11 protein-coding genes and 1 pseudogene are annotated in these 15,322 nt (G+C 58.9%); 8 read left to right on the top strand and 4 right to left on the bottom strand.

What is annotated here, in order from left to right; translation table 11 throughout:
* The 3 genes and pseudogenes from WBG04_RS10175 to WBG04_RS10165 form a co-directional block, all read left to right on the top strand.
* A pseudogene (locus WBG04_RS10175) lies at nucleotides 1–867 on the top strand (hypothetical protein); the annotation flags it as partial.
* 35 nt (nucleotides 868–902) lie between these two features.
* Nucleotides 903–1,586 carry a hypothetical protein gene (locus WBG04_RS10170; RefSeq protein WP_424314307.1) on the top strand — a complete coding sequence of 228 codons (684 nt, stop codon included), beginning with the start codon at nucleotides 903–905 and terminating at the stop codon, nucleotides 1,584–1,586.
* Nucleotides 1,587–1,620: 34 nt separating this feature from the next.
* A complete protein-coding gene (locus WBG04_RS10165; RefSeq protein ID WP_424314306.1) occupies nucleotides 1,621–2,265 on the top strand; it encodes a hypothetical protein in 645 nt (214 codons plus the stop codon).
* Between the two features lie 279 nt (nucleotides 2,266–2,544).
* Here the strand turns inward: WBG04_RS10165 and WBG04_RS10160 are convergent, their stop codons facing one another.
* A complete protein-coding gene (locus tag WBG04_RS10160; RefSeq protein ID WP_424314305.1) occupies nucleotides 2,545–6,780 on the bottom strand; it encodes a sulfatase-like hydrolase/transferase in 4,236 nt (1,411 codons plus the stop codon).
* Nucleotides 6,781–7,128: 348 nt separating this feature from the next.
* Between WBG04_RS10160 and WBG04_RS10155 the strand changes: the two genes are divergently transcribed.
* Nucleotides 7,129–8,427 carry a glycoside hydrolase family 71/99-like protein gene (locus tag WBG04_RS10155; protein ID WP_424314304.1) on the top strand — a complete coding sequence of 433 codons (1,299 nt, stop codon included), beginning with the start codon at nucleotides 7,129–7,131 and terminating at the stop codon, nucleotides 8,425–8,427.
* A gap of 124 nt (nucleotides 8,428–8,551) precedes the next feature.
* On the opposite strand, the gene WBG04_RS10150 is transcribed toward WBG04_RS10155, so the two are convergent.
* The 3 genes from WBG04_RS10150 to WBG04_RS10140 form a co-directional block, all read right to left on the bottom strand.
* Entirely contained in the window at nucleotides 8,552–9,184 is a 633-nt protein-coding gene (locus WBG04_RS10150) for a response regulator (RefSeq protein WP_424314302.1), read from the bottom strand.
* Nucleotides 9,181–10,743 (bottom strand): sensor histidine kinase, encoded by a 1,563-nt coding sequence (locus WBG04_RS10145; protein WP_424314301.1) that lies wholly within the window; start codon nucleotides 10,741–10,743, stop codon nucleotides 9,181–9,183. The genes WBG04_RS10150 and WBG04_RS10145 overlap by 4 nt, the downstream gene beginning before the upstream one ends.
* A 322-nt stretch (nucleotides 10,744–11,065) precedes the next feature.
* Nucleotides 11,066–11,809: a prepilin-type N-terminal cleavage/methylation domain-containing protein gene (locus WBG04_RS10140; protein ID WP_424314300.1), complete on the bottom strand. Its 744-nt coding sequence runs from the start codon at nucleotides 11,807–11,809 to the stop codon at nucleotides 11,066–11,068.
* A 535-nt stretch (nucleotides 11,810–12,344) separates the two neighbouring features.
* On the opposite strand from WBG04_RS10140, the gene WBG04_RS10135 reads away from it, so the two are divergent.
* The 4 genes from WBG04_RS10135 to WBG04_RS10120 all read left to right on the top strand — a co-directional run.
* Complete coding sequence (locus tag WBG04_RS10135; protein ID WP_424314299.1) at nucleotides 12,345–12,674, top strand: HU family DNA-binding protein; 330 nt, start codon at nucleotides 12,345–12,347, stop codon at nucleotides 12,672–12,674.
* 140 nt (nucleotides 12,675–12,814) lie between these two features.
* Nucleotides 12,815–13,360, top strand: a complete 546-nt coding sequence (locus WBG04_RS10130; protein ID WP_424314298.1) for a hypothetical protein — start codon at nucleotides 12,815–12,817, stop codon at nucleotides 13,358–13,360.
* On the top strand, nucleotides 13,287–14,132 hold the full coding sequence (locus WBG04_RS10125; protein WP_424314297.1) for an ABC transporter ATP-binding protein: 846 nt from the start codon (nucleotides 13,287–13,289) through the stop codon (nucleotides 14,130–14,132). Before WBG04_RS10130 ends, WBG04_RS10125 begins: the two co-directional genes overlap by 74 nt.
* A 72-nt stretch (nucleotides 14,133–14,204) precedes the next feature.
* Nucleotides 14,205–15,322: carboxypeptidase regulatory-like domain-containing protein (locus WBG04_RS10120; RefSeq protein WP_424314296.1), on the top strand; the 1,118-nt coding region annotated here is incomplete at its 3' end.

The raw sequence follows: 15,322 nt of genomic DNA, 5'->3' as shown, positions 1-15,322 counted from the left end.
CTGAAAGACATCTTTCCATCCGCCAAGCCGTCGACCCGCGCTGCCGAGCGCGTCGCCGCCTATCTGATGGTGGATGGCATGTTCAACGTGAACTCGACTTCGGTGGCGGCGTGGAAGGGATTCCTGTCAGGACTCAAGGGCGGCGAGGTGCCCATCAACCCGACGCCCAACCTGCAGAGGGAAACGGAACTCACCGCTGCGGATGGAACTCCGATCGCCGCCCTGCTAGCTCCGGCTGGCGGTGAGATCGACGACTCCACTTTGAGCGACTCCGCGGATCCCGAGCAGTGGCTTGGATTTCGCAGTCTCGACGACGATCAGATCGAAGAACTCGCCATTGCAATCGTCGAGCAGGTGCGCCTCCGCGGTCCCTTTCTTTCCATTGCGGACTTCATCAACCGCCGTCCCGGTGATGACAAGGATCTGGCGCTGTCCGGAGCGCTGCAGAGTGCGCTCGACGATCCGGACGTCTCGATCAACGAAGCCTACCGCCAGGGTGAGCGTGCACTGAGTGTATCGGAGGCCAGCGAGCAGGGGTTCCCGTTTCCCGAGGCCGAGGCCGGTGCCAAATCGGTGACCGCCCCGGGCTACGTGAAACAGGCTGACCTGCTCACCACGCTGGGCCCATTGGTCAACGTGCGCGGTGACACCTTCGTGGTCCGTGGCTATGGGGAGGCACGCGATGGCTCGGGTGAGAAGGTGTTGGCGCGCGCATGGTGTGAAGCCGAGGTCCAGCGCGTGCCGGACTACGTCGACCCCGCGGATGTGGCCTATGATCCCGGGACGCTCACCGAGGTTAATCTCGCCTTCGGTCGCCGTTTAAATATCGTATCCTTTCGTTATCTCAATCCTCAGGAGATTTCCTGATGATCCACCATCAAACCCAAGCTTGCTTCGGCATCATGTTCCGCCTCCTGTCCAAAGTCCTTCCGCTCGTCACCTGTCTGGTCGGTTCCCTGACGCTTGCCGCCGAGCCCGGCCAGCCGAGCGTCCGCGCCTTGCTGCTGGTCCCCGGAGGTCCGGTCGCCGAGCTCCTGCCGCAGTCCGGTGAGGTCATGGGCAGTCCGGTTCAGGTTGGGGCACGCGGGCTCAGCGATTCCTTCAAGCCCGCTTCCCGCAACTTCATGCTCGCGATGCCGGATGCGAAACAAGAGTCCGGTTTCCGCACCGTTGCCAAGGTCGCGCTGCCGGACCAGGGCAAGGATTTCATCCTCCTGCTGGAACCCGTCAAAGCCAGCTTCAAGGTCCATGTCATTGATGGCAGGGAACCCCGTTTTGGGGCGGATTGCGTGCTCTTCTTCAACGCCTCGGAGGTCAATATCGGAGCCACCCTCGGCAGCAAGAAGTTGCTGATCCGCCCGCGCAAGACGGTCTTTGCCAAGGCACCGCCACGCGGTGAGAAACCTTTTTATCAGGTCACCTTTTTCGAGCCGGATGCCGGCAAGGCACGTCCCTTCGCCAATACCCGCTGGCCGCACCGGGAAGGGAGCCGTTGCTACGTGTTTTTCTACCGCAGCAATGCTGCCGGGCGCCTTACCTATCAGGCGGTCGATGAAGATCTGACGCCCCTGGCTGCGGCCGAGTGAAATTCTTTCTACAAACCACGAACCCATCCAAGCCATGATCCTCCGCCTACCACTCATGTTTATGACCCTCGTCAGCCTCTTTCTTGTCGCCCAGCGGGTCGAGGGAGCGGAAAAAGGCATCACCTTGCGCCTGCTGGCCTGCGAGGCCAGCAAGGAACCCGCAGAAGTATGGCTGGAAACGGGGACCACGAAATCCGACGTCTTCGAGCTTCCCTCCTCGGGCCTCTCCGAACCCATGTCGGTGTCCGGTCGCTCGGTGGAGCTCAAGTCTCCCGATCAGGATGCCCCGCTGTGCACCATCACTCTGCCCGATCAAGGCAAGTCCTTCGCGGTCCTGCTGGCGACGGAAGATCCCGCGGAATTCGTCCCTGCCCTTGTCCGGCTCGATGATGAGGCCTTCAAGCCCGGCGACTTTTACTTCGTCAACCACACGCCCAAAACCGTGGTGGTGGAGATGGGTGAAACCGAACTCGTTCTCGAAGCGGGAAAGACCCAGAAGTCGCGCCCGACCGAGGCCGAGGGCAAGCCCTTCTACAACGTCACCATGAGCGAGCGCGCCGAAGCGAATGACAAGGTCTTCGCCTCGACCCGCTGGCCAGTTGCGAATGAAAACCGCAGCCTTGTCATCTTTCTGACCAAAGCGAACGGCCGGACGATCTATCGCACGGTGGAGGAATAGCGTGGGGTCGAAAGATCGAAGATCGGAAAGGGAGCAAGGGCATTCTTGCCCTGTCGCCTCACCTCCAATACTTGCTTCCGCCATTCGTAGGAAGCTTCCTCAAGCGCCTCGCCTCAGTCGCCGATGCTTCGGTCGGAAGCTCGGAAAGGTCTTTCAGTTCCGGCGTTAGCGAGCATCCCCAGCACTTCGGAGTTCAGACGTTTGGACTTTTGCGCTGCGACGCCGGGCGTAACAGCGCGTTTCGATGATGAGCCCAAGGGCGCAGCTTCAAGCCGGATCTCAAGGTTCCTCAATTTCTGCCCGGATGAATTGGCGTGTCTTGTCCTCCACCGGGGCGGTGGCGCGGAACAGCAGGTGGGACGGCTCGTCCTCGACCACCACGCAGGCGGGCTCACCGGTCCAGCCGGAGGAGAGGTTTTCCGACACGCTGCCGGAGATTTGGACCATCCGGCGTGCGTCACGGGGAACGAGGTATTCCAGGAAAGTGTTCTCTCCCACCACCGTGGTTTTCCCTTCGCAGCGGGCCACCGAGGAGGCCAGCCGGGGATTGGTGGCGAAGGCATATTCCCACAAGTTGGCCTGACCATCTCCATCCGCATCGAAATCCCACTGGCTGATCGGATCATCCAGCTCGGGATCGACATCGCCGAAGCTGCGGAAGCGCCAGGCATCCGGAGTGAGCAGGTCGACTTCATTGGCCGCCGGCGAGGTGCCTAGAGCATTGTATGCGGAAACCCGCAACACGATGTCCTCTTCATTCGGATCAAGCGCGATGTTCAGATCAGGCAGGAAGTAGGTGTTCGCCGGAGTGTAGTTGGCAGGATAGTTGAAGGTATCCAGATGACTATTGTCCGGTTTGTATTTTGAGCGATCCACGGGAGCGACGTCGGTCGAGGTGGTCCCGGAAGGGAGTTCCGCCACCATTTCAAAGGCCCCTCCGTTGATGGAGCGTTCGATGATGTATCCAAGCTCATTGTTCGATGTATCCGACCAATCCAGTCGGATGGTATTCAGATCCACGAACTGAGAACTCACCGAGGTGGGGGCAGCCGGGGCCGAAACCGGTGCAGGGGAGAACTCCGTCGAGCCATTGTTGAATTGGCGGAAGGGTCGGTTCGGGAAGTCGGCGAGATAGTTCGCCAGACGTTTCTTCAGATCGTAGGCAGTAGCGGGTTCCTGGCCGTAGATATTCGTATCCTCGGTCGGATCGGCCGTCATGTTGAAGAGCTGATCGTCGTCGTAGTACTGCGGGTAATTGGACATGGCCCCCAGCGAGCCGAGCTGTGTGTTGTTGACGTAATAGGGGCGCGGCTCGGTCAGCTCTGCGGGGTTGGGCGTATAGTTGGCTTCTTTCCGTGGCCAAAAGTAGTTTGAGTTCGCGATCTGGCCATCGATCGTCGGGTCGTAGCGCACGGCGATGTATTTCCGATCCTTGGTGCGGACGGCGCGGGCGTAGCCGATTTCTCCAAGTAGATCCTGACGCACCGCCGGGGCGCTGGCGCTGTCAAACACCGGCTTCAGACTGACACCGTCGACCGGGCGGGTCGGCAGGCCGGCGGCACCGGTCAATGCGAGCAGAGTCGGCGCGAGATCGACCTGGCTGACGATCTCGTCATAGACACGTCCCGGCGAAGTGATGCCATTGGGCCAGTTCATCACCAGCGGCACCCGCATGCCGAGGTCGTAGAGCGTGGACTTGCCCCAGATCACCGGACCCTGTCCCGGCCTCGTGGAATTCAGATCCTTTTCCCCGTGGTCGGAGGTGAAGATGATCAGGGTGTCGTCGCGGATGCCGTGCGCGGTGAGCTTGTCGACGATGGCTTTGACGGAGTAGTCGATCCAGGTTTCGCGTGCGGAGATCTGTTCCTTGCCGGCACCGTTCACCTCGTTGATGATGCTCTGCCGGGTGGGCATGAACGAGTAATCCTCGTCCGGCAGGTAGCCGGCGCCAGTGTAGCCTTCGTCGGCCCTCAGCGTGAAGCTCAGATCGTTGCGCACCGGCCCGTGGTTCACGGTCGGCGCCATGTAGAGGAAGAAGCGTTCGTCCTTGTTCTCCTCGATGAAGTCGAGCGCTCCCTTGGTGATCCATTCCTGGTTGTGGACGTTGAGTTTGCTGTTACGGAGTTCGGCCAGATTGGCTTTGTAGTAGCTGGAGACGTAGTCGAAGCCGAAAGCCTGCATCCGCTGGCAGAGCACGCGGTGGTTGTGCTTCATCTTGGCATTGGTCGTGGCATCGGTCCTGGGGTCGGCGCCTGCCGGGTATGTCATCAAGCCCTTGGCCGCCCAGCTGCCGGTATTGTTGAGGTCGTCGTCGGTGAAGTGGCCCTTGCCGACGAGACCGGTCCGGTAGCCCGCCTGCTGCAGCCAGGCACCGAGGTTCTGGTTGTCGTTCTCGAGCTCGGTGTCCGCGACGCCGAAGCGCCCGAGCGTGCCGAGGGGATAGCGAGCGATGAATTGCGCGCTGGTATTGCGCGAAGCCCAGCGACCGGTCATCAGCGCATAGCGTGAGGGGCCGCAGACGGTCGAAGCGGCGAAGGCCGAAGTGAAGTTGAGGCCGTTCGATGCCAGCGAATCGAGGGTCGGCGTCAGGCAGTCGCGTCCTTCAAAGTTGAAGTGCTGGCCACCGGCCATGTCGTCGACATTGACGATGATGATGTTCGGCCCGGTGGCGGCGACTTTCGCGACGACCTCGTAGTAGATCGAGGTCGCGGTCGATACCAGTTGGAGTTTCCGATTCGCGGGCAGGTCGAAGTTGCGGGTCCGGAAGCCGGCGGTGTCGGAGAAGCCGTTCTCATTGCCGCTGCCGAATCCAGGGCCGCTCAGGGTGCCGAAATTGGCGAGGACGAAACGGTCACCCAGGGTGTAGCTTCCAGTGTAGTCACGCCCGTCAAGAATCCACTCGTAGCCGATCTCGAGAACCAATTCACCGTTGTCCAGGTCGAGTGGACTGCTGCCGTCGTTATCGGGGATCGTTTCTACCGTGGTCGAGCTTCCGACGGTGAATACCCCGCTGCCTGTGTGGCTGAGCGAGGCCGTCGAGCCTTCGAGCACCAGGCGGACATCCGCTTCCAGCACCTCGCCGATGTTCATGGAAGCGAGGGGAAGACTACCCGTGTCACGGATGGTCAACGAACCGTCGAGAATCCGCAGAGCGGACGGTCCGCTGGTCAGGGCGCTGCTAAGAATTACATCGTAGCCGTCGATGATCGCGTCGGACGGCGAGACAGGCAATCCGTTCGGATTCCAGTTGGAAGCGGTGGTCCAAAGGTTATCGCCAGATTCGTTGTCAAAACCTTGAGAGCCCGAGGAGGGCGTCATGAAAAACTCGAAGCCGCCGAGGACGAAGCCTTTGCTATTCGAGTTGGTGGTCGAAGCGATGGTGAAGGTGCCGCTGCTTCCCTGTGCCGACACATCGAGCGTGCCGCTGCCGTTGGCAAGTGGATACGAGGTGCCCGAGACGTTCATGGCCGGATCGAGCGCGGCGTTGGAGAAACTGACGCTCTGCAGATTGAGCTGTGCCCCCGTGGTGGTCACCGTGGCGGTGATCTCCTCGTTGTCGTTATCGATCCGTTGGGGATCGTTTCCCTGAATGGCCAGCCCGCCACCGGTGTTGTCGATCCGCAGGTTACCGGTATCGGTGGCTGCGAGAACGATGGTGAAGCTCTGGCCCCAAAGTGCCGAATCCGGGAGGACTCCCACCACTCCGTCAAATTCATTGACGTAGGGAAGGGCGTCGGCATCGGCGCAGGAGGCGTCCAGCGTCACGTTTCCGGAACCATCGACCGTGAAGGCGAGGGTGATGTTGCCGGTGTTCTGGGGGTTCTCGCCTGCGGGTCCGGTGTAGCTGTGGGTGAAATCCACTACAAGGGGGGTGAGGGGAGCCTGGGGAATCAAATCAAAGCTGAAGCCGCTGAGGACGAAGCCCACATTGTTAGATGTGGAGTTCGTGGCGATGGTGAAGGTGCCATTGATGCCCTGGGCGGAGGTATCCACCGTGCCGCTGGTTCCCGTCAGCGCATAGTTCGTGCCCGAGACGTTCATGCCGATGCCTCCCACGAGTCCGGCATAGTTCACACCCTGCAGGGCGAACTGGGTTCCGGTGGCCGTCACCGTCGCGGTGATCACTTCATTATTGCCTCCCGTGTCGGCATCGATGATCTGGGGATTGCCGCCCTGGAAGGCAAGGCCGCTGCCGGCGTTATTGATTCTCAGGTTTCCGCTACCGCCGGGGGAGAAGACGATCGAAAAGCTCTGACTCCACATCGCGGGATCGCTCACCGTGCCGACTGGTCCGTCGAACTCATCGACGTAGGCGGCCGGGTCAGGGTCGGTGCAGGAGGCGTCCAGCGTCACGTTACCCGAACCATCGACCGTGAAGGCCAGCGTGATGTTCCCGGTGTTCTGATTCGCGCCCGCAGCACCGGTGTAGGAGTGGCTGAAATCCACGCTGACGAGCGCTTGTGACAACAAGGCGGATGCCGCCCATGCGACCAGAGTGAGAAAGGGTTTCGTCATACGTTTGGGGCGGATGGGTTGGCTTGGGAGCTGTCCGTGGAACAACCGTCATCCGGGCGCGATTTTTCACGCCTGGCTGAGGCAGCATAGTCCTCAATTTGAGGACACGCTGAGATAATCTGTCCGCTGGCGAATTTTGGATGGTTCGGCATTCGGGACGACGTGAGCATCTCCAAGCAACTGCAGGATCGGTCTTTGGTCGCGAAGCGCCGGATGTCCTCGTTTTGTGGACTACCGGATTTCGGAAGACAGAAGAGGATGAGGTTCATTTTCCGGAAGTGGAGAGAACTCGAAGCCCAACTCACCAAGGCAATTTCTTTTGCCGGAAAGTCAGCCTCAATCTGATCGATGAAGACCTCCCTTAAAACCATTCTTACGACCACTATTCTCGTGGTGTTGCTGCATGCGGAGGTGGGGGCCGATCCCTTGAAGCCCTATACCGGACCAAGCGTGAATGGTGTGGATCGCACCACGCTGGAAGGCAAGGTCATGGCCGGCTACCAGGGTTGGTTCAATTGCCCGGACGATGGCGCCGGTCTCGGGTGGACGCATTGGGCGCGAAATGGTTCAAAACCGTTTGCCCCCGGGAACGTCACCGTTGATTTGTGGCCCGACATGTCTGAAGCCACCCCTGGAGAACGCTTTTCCACTGGCTTTAAGCATGCGAACGGTGAACCTGCGGTCGTTTTCAGCTCCCACAACCGAACCACGGTGTTGCGGCATTTCAAGTGGATGCGGGACTACGGCATCGACGGAGTCTTTGTGCAACGCTTCGCCAACGGCCTCAAAAGAGAATCCGGGCGGCACCACAAGGACACGGTCCTGTCGAACTGTCGGGAAGGAGCCAATCGCGGCGGTCGGACTTATGCGGTCATGTATGACCTGAGCGGACTTCGCGCCGGCCAGACGAGCAACGTATCGGATGACTGGAAGATGCTCAGAAGCCGGATGGCGATGGGCAAAGACCCCGCCTACCTCCATCACGATGGCAAACCGCTGGTTGCAATCTGGGGGATTGGCTTCAATGACGGGCGAAAATACACGCTCGAGGAATGCCGCGAACTGGTCGAATTTTTCAAGGCCGATGGCTGCTCCGTCATGCTTGGCGTGCCCACGGGGTGGAGGAAAATGTATCGCGATTCGGTATCCGATCCGGCGTTCCATGATTTGCTGGAACTCGCGGACGTGATCAGCCCCTGGACCCCCGGTCGCTACAGCACCCCCGCACAGGCGGCCACTCATGCCGAGAAGTATTACGAGGATGACATCAAGTGGTGTCGGGATCGCTCCATGGATTTCCTGCCGGTCGTTTTCCCGGGATTCAGTTGGCACAACCTGCATCCGGATGACCCCCTCGACCGGATTCCCAGACTGAAGGGCAAATTCCTCTGGTCGCAATTCACCGCGATCAAGAAGGCCGGTGCCTCCATGATCTATATCGCCATGTTTGACGAGGTCGACGAGGGGACCGCCATCTTCAAATGCACCAACGATCCTCCGGTTGGTGCCAATCCGTTTCTTACCTACGAGGGACTTCCCAGTGACCACTACCTATGGCTTTCGGGTGAGGGCGGCCGATTGCTCCGTGGAGAGCGCTCCATGCAGGAGTCCGTGCCAGCGCGTCCGGAATCGGCGACGAATAAATAAGCGCATCCCGGTCCAGCCGCAGGGAATGATCGAAGTTCAAACCTAACGTGTCACTCATCGCGCCTAGGTTTCATCAAGCGCAGCGATCGAGCCGGCTGGGAGCCGGAACTCCAGTGAGAGGTCCTCAAGACAAGTACTTGATGATCGCCTCCACCTTGCTGCGCACGTGGAGTTTGAAACAGATGCGTCTCACGTAGGTCCGGACGGTCGGCACGGTGATTCCCAGCTCATCCGCCACCTCCTTGTGGATGTTTCCGGCGGCGAGCAGCTTGAGGACCTCCATTTCCCGCGGAGAAAGCGATTCCCTTTCGTCCTCGATCTCCCTCTCCTCACGGAAATACATCGCCATCTTCCGTGCAATGGGGCCGGAAAAGTGAGATTCGCCGGCAAAGGCATCGCGGATCGCCTCGAGGATGTCCTTTGAATTGCTGGACTTCAGGAGATAGCCGCTTGCTCCCTCCTTGAGGGCGCGGAAAATATTGTCCTCCTCCTCGTAGGCGGTGAGCATCACTACTTCAAGTTCCGGGAGCTGCTTCTTCAAACAACGGATGCAGTCGATGCCGGATTTCCCGGGTAGATTGATGTCCATCAGGACGACATCCGGATAGAGTGACGGAATCTTTTTTTCGGCCTCCTCGGCGGATGAGACCGCGCCAAGGAAGGTGATGTCTTCGGCGACCTTCAGGATTTCGATGAGATGCTGCTGGAGGTCGAGATCGTCTTCCACGATGACGACGGACTTCTTCTTGGGAATCATCGGTTTCGGTTTTTGGGTTTCTTTTCCAAGGGTGCGGCGAACAGAATCCGAAGTCCACCCTCCTCCAGATGTTCGAATCTGCAAGTGCCACCGATGGATTTCATGCGTTGATTCAGGTTTTCCAGACCGAGGCCGAAGCTGCGGGTTTCCTCGGAAATCCCAATTCCATTATCCGTAATCGTAATCAGTAGGACGTTCCTTTCCAGCTCGATCTTCATGTCGAGTTTGGTGGCCTCGGAGTGTTTCAGGACGTTGTTCACGCTTTCCTTGACCGCCAGGCTGACGTTGTGCCTGAACTGGTAACTGATGGGCTGGTTTTCCGTGATGAACACCGCATCTACCCGGCAGCGGATCTTCTTCAGTCGGCAGAGTTCGTTGACTAGGCGGTAAAGAAAGTCGACCAGCGATTCGAGGTCCTCGTTATTTGAGTTGAGCATCCAGACGGTCTCCGAGAGCGCGCCGATCAGATCGCGCGACATGGAGGAGATCTTTTCGAAAGCCTGAGATGCTTCCCTGTCCTGAATCGTATTGTCGGCATGGGAGGCGACCAGCGAGATGTGGGAGACACGGGTACCGATGTCGTCGTGCAGATCCAGTGCGATACGCCGCCGCTCTTCGGAAATCATCCGTTCCTGATCGAGGTGGCGACGGATTCTCCGCCGGACCAGGTAGCGTCCGATCAAGACTGAAATCAGGGACAGGATCAGCCCGGTGGTGCCCCAGAACCAGAAGCTTTTCCAGTAAACCCTCGGGACGATGAGTGAGACGGCGGTGACGGATTGCAATGGCTCACCCGTCAGTGAAAGATCTTCAACCAGAAACCGATAGTTGCCGGCAGGCAAACGCTCATAGATCGCCGTGAAGTTGCCGCCCAATCCCGAGCTGAAGGCTTCCTTCCAGCTTAGCTTCAGGGTCCCACCATCGTCGACACCAGCAGGAATCCGGATTCGAGCTGCCCAGTCGGCGTGAGCGCTGATGTCATCGTCAACGATCACCAGAACAAGTGAAGAACCATCCTCGCCACCCAATCTTGATCGGGTTGCCATCGATGGGTGGGTACCGGATTTGTTCCACGGTGGTTTCTGCGTTCCCGGGATGAAGCTGTCCGACATCAGAACCTTGGAGACCGCTCCCTGCTTCGTCGTCGAGGTAACATTGACATCCTTGATCGCAAAGACTCCGACCAGGGAGGAGGGTCCAGCCGTACTCATGTTGAGCGATATGGAGACGGCGCCCCTTGGAACGGCGACGGTTTCGGTCCGAGGAGTGAACAGGGAGTCCTCGAGCGAGTACTTCCAGCCGGAGCTGCGACCGCTGACCGGGAATGATTGGGTCTGGATCTGATCCCCGTGGCTGTTGAAGAACACGACCCGAAGAAACATGTTGTCAACCCGTTGAACCCAGTTCTCGTCGAGACCCTGAAGTTTGTAGCGAGCAAAAAGGGATTGGGGGCTTACAGCGAACCGCAGAGTCCCGGTTCCTGCGGGCACCTTGAGATCGGGTCCGGTCTGAGGTTTCTTCTCCGTGCCGACGAAGACCTCAATCGAGGTTCCTTCCACCGCGACGAGAGTCTGAGGCTGGAAGCAACAGAAGCCGAGAAATAGAAGAATGCGGCAGGAAGTGGTCGAACGCGGTGGCGGGGGCGCGAACGGGTGGTTTGAACAAGTTGGAGGCACCTGTCCGGGCGTGGAATCCGAGCGGGTCCATCGTGTCTTCAACCATCGGAATCTCGATGCAACCACCGATAGGGCAGGCATGTTGGTTGAACCGGGTGGTCCTGAATCTTTGGAGAGCGTCACGGATCGAACGGAACCCTAGCTCTTTAGTGGTCTCAGATCAAGGGGGTGCCTGAGCGGGAACCTGATTCTCGTTGCCTCAAAGCTATTTGTCCAAGGTGTAGTTGCCCTCTCTCACCTCATCTACTGTGAGGGATTGCACATGTCCGTCCACCATGCACACATTGACTTTTCCTCCATGGCGTGCTGCGGGGGTGTGCCCACCTCCCCATTTGCTGGGATTCGACCAGACGGCATACCAGCTCCCTTCAAGCTTGTCCGGCTCCAGGGCGGCGTCGCCCACCAACCACGTCCGAGAAGGGTTCTGGATCGAGGTAAGACGGAGCGATCCGAACTCGGTCTTCCCAATTCGAGTATTGGCCCGGCTCACCCGATCGTCATACTGAATGACGGTTGCCTCCGCGATGCCATAGCCCATGTGCGTGACGTTGGATGACTCCGTGCATCCAGGACAGGCCCAGACGCCCTCGTTGAGTCGCGGGGTTCCCGGGGTCTCGGGGTCCCAAAGGTAGCCGGCCCTGGCAAGGACCAAGGTCCATATGCCGGATTGTTTCCTCGTTCTTGGGTCGATTTTCGCCAAGGGAGGGAGCTTATTCTGATTGTCTGCCGTATAGGCCAGCATCGCCATTCCCACCTGGCGGAGATTTGAAGCGCAGACGGCCGATTGTGCCTTGGCCTTCATCCTGTTGGCCCCTAGAAAGGAGATGGTTGCTAAAACCACGATGATGACGATCACAACCATCAATTCCGTGAGAGTAAAACCGTTTGCCTTCGGAAATCCAAAGGGTCCGCGTTGGCGACTGACTCTATCTGCACTTGGATTTTTCATGGTTCATTGGAACGTTTTGAAGAGGATGCGTGGGAGGGCTATCTTGGGTTTGGTTCCAGCTGGAATAGCCTTCTATTCTTTACAAGATACTCAGGCAAAACGCTCGGACTAGTCCTCAAATTGATGACGCCAAGGTCTGATCAAGAGGGACCTGCATCCGTGATCCGAGCACAGAGCGCTAGATTCGGACATGCGTAATTAGGGCCCAGCCTGATACCGAGGCATGTCTTTCAGGGCTTCAGTCCTAGAAAAACCGTGCCAGCGATTGGCCCGGAAAAAAGAAGGTAGCGGAGAACCGATGGGATCGGGGGTTCGATTCCCCCCTCCGCCTCCAGCTCCTTTTTCGGGATTTTGGTGGTCGGATTTTTGATTCGAAAATGGGAGGGATCTTTGGGTCCGAATCGGTCTCCGAGTTGGGTCGAAACGGGTTGAAAAGACCTCGTTTTGAAGGCTCGGAAGGACCCTCCCCGGCAAAAAACTTCGGGTTTTTGATCAGGTTTCTTGACATTCGTCGCCCATTCAATGAATTCCCGGCATGGCTAAAAAACAAGCTGCAATTAAAGACCGTTTCTCCAAGACCCAAATCCTTGATCAAATCGCTGAGGAGAATGAACTCAGCCGCAAGCAAGTGGCTGGTGTTCTCGAGAGCCTTTCGGACGTGATCGAAGGTCACGTGAAGAAAAATGCCTGTGGTGAATTCGTTCTCCCAGGTCTTCTCAAGATCGTCACCGTTCGCAAGCCAGCCGTGAAGGCTCGCAAGGGCATCAATCCTTTCACCAAGGAAGAAGTGATGTTCAAGGCCAAGCCTGCGACTACCGTCATCAAGGTCCGCCCACTGAAGAAGCTCAAGGACATGGCACTGTAAGTGTCCCCTTGTTGCTGTCGGAAACGACGTAACCAATCAACACGGCTCATGGGGTTCTCCCGTGAGCCGTTTTTTTTCGATGAGCCACTTGTTTGAATGCGCTCGGGATGGCCTGCGTCGGACGATGCATGATGAGATGCATGTTCGGATTCGTTGGAATGGCTTTGGTCTCCACGCTTACGGCAGGTGAGTTGGGGAAGGGGATGAAGCTCGAGTATGGCAAGCGCGGCCTGCCGACGATGAAACTCGGAGAGCGCAAGCAGGTTTCATCGCCTCGCAGAATGGTTTCAGCGTCCCCTCGCCACCATCTCGCTACTGATGCCGAATGCTTGAGGCGGCTGCGTCAGGCAGGTGTCAGGATTCGCTCCTCGGGGTCGGGCTGCGGTTACCGGGTGGAGCTTGCGGGCAAGTTGGAGAATCTCCGCTATCGGGGCGACGGCTATTGGCGTGCGGGTTTTCGGGGGACGGAGTTCGTGTTGACGGAAAAGGCGAGGGCCGATCATGCGCTGGCAATCCGTGGCGGACGTCCGCCGGCCTTCAAGATGAGCCTCGTGAATGGCGGGTGCTTGTTGAAGAGTGCGAGGGAGTTAGGGAATCCCTTTTTTTCTGCGTATGGGGTTTTGTCTCGTCAGTCGGATCGAAACCGACGGCAATGGTGGGGTGAGCGAAATCTTCCTCGAGCTTGAACAGGTCAACGTGTGGCGGGGTGAAGGAGCAGAAGTGGCGGCATTGGCCGACGTGACGCTGAGCTTGCGGACCGGTGAGAGTGTGGCGGTGCTCGGCCCTAACGGATCGGGGAAGAGCACGCTGTTGAAGTTGCTGACTGGTGCGCTGCGGCCTGAGGTGCGCGATGAGTCGTGCTGCCGGCTGTTCGGGGAGGAGCGTTGGAGTATCGACGATCTCCGCCATCGGATCGGTGTGGTGATGCCGGAGGAAGTTGCGAGGTTCGATCCTGAGGAAGAGGCCTTTGATGTGGTGCTTTCGGCCTTTCGTGGGGCGTATGGCAGGACGCGTGAGATGCGTTTTTCAAGAAAAGAACGGGTGGCTGCTTCGCGGGCGGTGGACCGGATGGGGATCAGGGATCTGATTGGCAGGGAATATGGGGCGCTTTCCTCAGGTGAGCGTCGACGCTTCCTGATCGCTCGGGCCTTGGCCCACGACCCGGAGGTGCTGGTGCTTGATGAGCCATCGACGGCGCTCGACTTTGCGGCGGCGACCGAGCTTGGTTCGACCTTGCGTGAGTTGATCCGCAGTGGTCACACGCTGGTGCTTGTCACTCACGATCCCGGAGAAATCCCGCCGGAGATCGAGCGCGTGGTGATGCTCCGGGAGGGCAAGGTCTTGGCCGACGGTCCGTCGCGGAAGTTGTTGAGGTCGGATCGCCTGAGTGATCTCTATGGCTTGCCTCTGAGGGCCAGGTGGTCGCGGGGGTGGTGTGAGGTGAGAGCGGGTGGGTGATCGGGCGCAATTCAAACGGTCCTGTAACCTTCAAATGGAGCGGATTCCGTCGAAAGTGACGGAAGCGTCACGGTGGCCACCTTCGTAGCTCGTCGTGTCTGGGAGTATGGGCTTTCCCGCCTGTCTCCGATGCCGCATCCGTTTCTATCCATCCTGTTCGCTTGGCGGCTTCGTTGTGACTCCTCTGGAAGGAGGGACCTTCGTTTGGTGAAGGGGGTGGTGAACCTGCTTGCGGTCCTCGCGGTGAGCCCTGCGCTGGTGCTTGGGCCCTGCTATGGCGAGGTGATGGTTTCATTACCCATTGGGAGTGGTGTGTCGATTTCTGGTTCGCTGCTTCCTGATCGTTCGAACCGCCGTGAGGTCGAAGGGCAGGCGAAGGAGGACGATGCAGTGTCTTGGGCCCCGGTGGTGTCTCCGTGGGCCTGGAGCGATCTTGATCCTGCCTGGCGACCTTTGGGTGAGCTTGCCGGGCCAGAGACTTTTCTCGCCTTCTGGGAGACGAGCGCGGCGGTTTTTCCCTCCCAAGTGGTCGCTCCCTTGATGCCTGTGCCGCTCGCCGTCGAGGGCGAGGCGGCGGGTGGAGCGGTGGCTGATGCTGCTCCGACTTCAGAAATCGATCCGGCACTGGCACCAGGAGATCAGGAGGAGGAAGGCTGGGTGCCCGAGGAAGTAGACGGGAACCCGGCGGCCGAAGCGACGGTCGATGTGCCTGCCGAGGCGCGCGATCCCTTGCTCGTCGAGCAGCTTGTCGGCGAGTGCACCGTGATGGGTGAGGTTTCCGATCGCACGACTCTTGATCCGATCGAAGGTGCCATCATTTCGATCGGTGGCACCGGACGCGAGGATGAGACGGACGCGCAAGGACGTTTCAGGATCGATGGCCTTCCACAGGGGGTCTACACCGTCGAAGCCCTCAAGCTCGGTTATTCGATGGGGTCGGCATCCGCCAGTCCGAGACCCGGTGTTCCGGCTGAGATACGGATTGCACTGACGGTAAAACCCAGTGACTCGGGTGACAGTGAATTCATTCTCGCTGAGGAAACCGTGGTCGGGGAATATCAGGAGGGAAGCCAGGGCGATTTCAATCTGGATCTTTCGTCTAGCCTTTCACTCACCAGTGGTCTGAGCGCGGAAGACTTTGCGAAGGAAAATGTCAGCGATGCTGGTGAAGCGGTTGGCAAGGTTTCTGG

It is taken from the genome of Haloferula sp., from assembly GCF_049672945.1.
GTDB lineage: Bacteria > Verrucomicrobiota > Verrucomicrobiia > Verrucomicrobiales > Akkermansiaceae > Haloferula.
The sequence above is the reverse complement of the archived record's forward strand: the minus strand, read 5'-3'. Positions and strand labels throughout refer to the sequence as shown.

Excerpts from the sequence above, each read along its gene's own strand:
- WBG04_RS10170 (WP_424314307.1), top strand. The coding sequence starts at position 903 with ATGTTCCGCCTCCTGTCCAAAGTCCTTCCGCTCGTCACCTGTCTGGTC.
- WBG04_RS10165 (WP_424314306.1), top strand. The coding sequence starts at position 1,621 with ATGATCCTCCGCCTACCACTCATGTTTATGACCCTCGTCAGCCTCTTT.
- WBG04_RS10160 (WP_424314305.1), bottom strand. The coding sequence starts at position 6,780 with ATGACGAAACCCTTTCTCACTCTGGTCGCATGGGCGGCATCCGCCTTG.
- WBG04_RS10155 (WP_424314304.1), top strand. The coding sequence starts at position 7,129 with ATGAAGACCTCCCTTAAAACCATTCTTACGACCACTATTCTCGTGGTG.
- WBG04_RS10150 (WP_424314302.1), bottom strand. The coding sequence starts at position 9,184 with ATGATTCCCAAGAAGAAGTCCGTCGTCATCGTGGAAGACGATCTCGAC.
- WBG04_RS10140 (WP_424314300.1), bottom strand. The coding sequence starts at position 11,809 with ATGAAAAATCCAAGTGCAGATAGAGTCAGTCGCCAACGCGGACCCTTT.
- WBG04_RS10135 (WP_424314299.1), top strand. The coding sequence starts at position 12,345 with ATGGCTAAAAAACAAGCTGCAATTAAAGACCGTTTCTCCAAGACCCAA.
- WBG04_RS10130 (WP_424314298.1), top strand. The coding sequence starts at position 12,815 with ATGTTCGGATTCGTTGGAATGGCTTTGGTCTCCACGCTTACGGCAGGT.
- WBG04_RS10125 (WP_424314297.1), top strand. The coding sequence starts at position 13,287 with ATGGGGTTTTGTCTCGTCAGTCGGATCGAAACCGACGGCAATGGTGGG.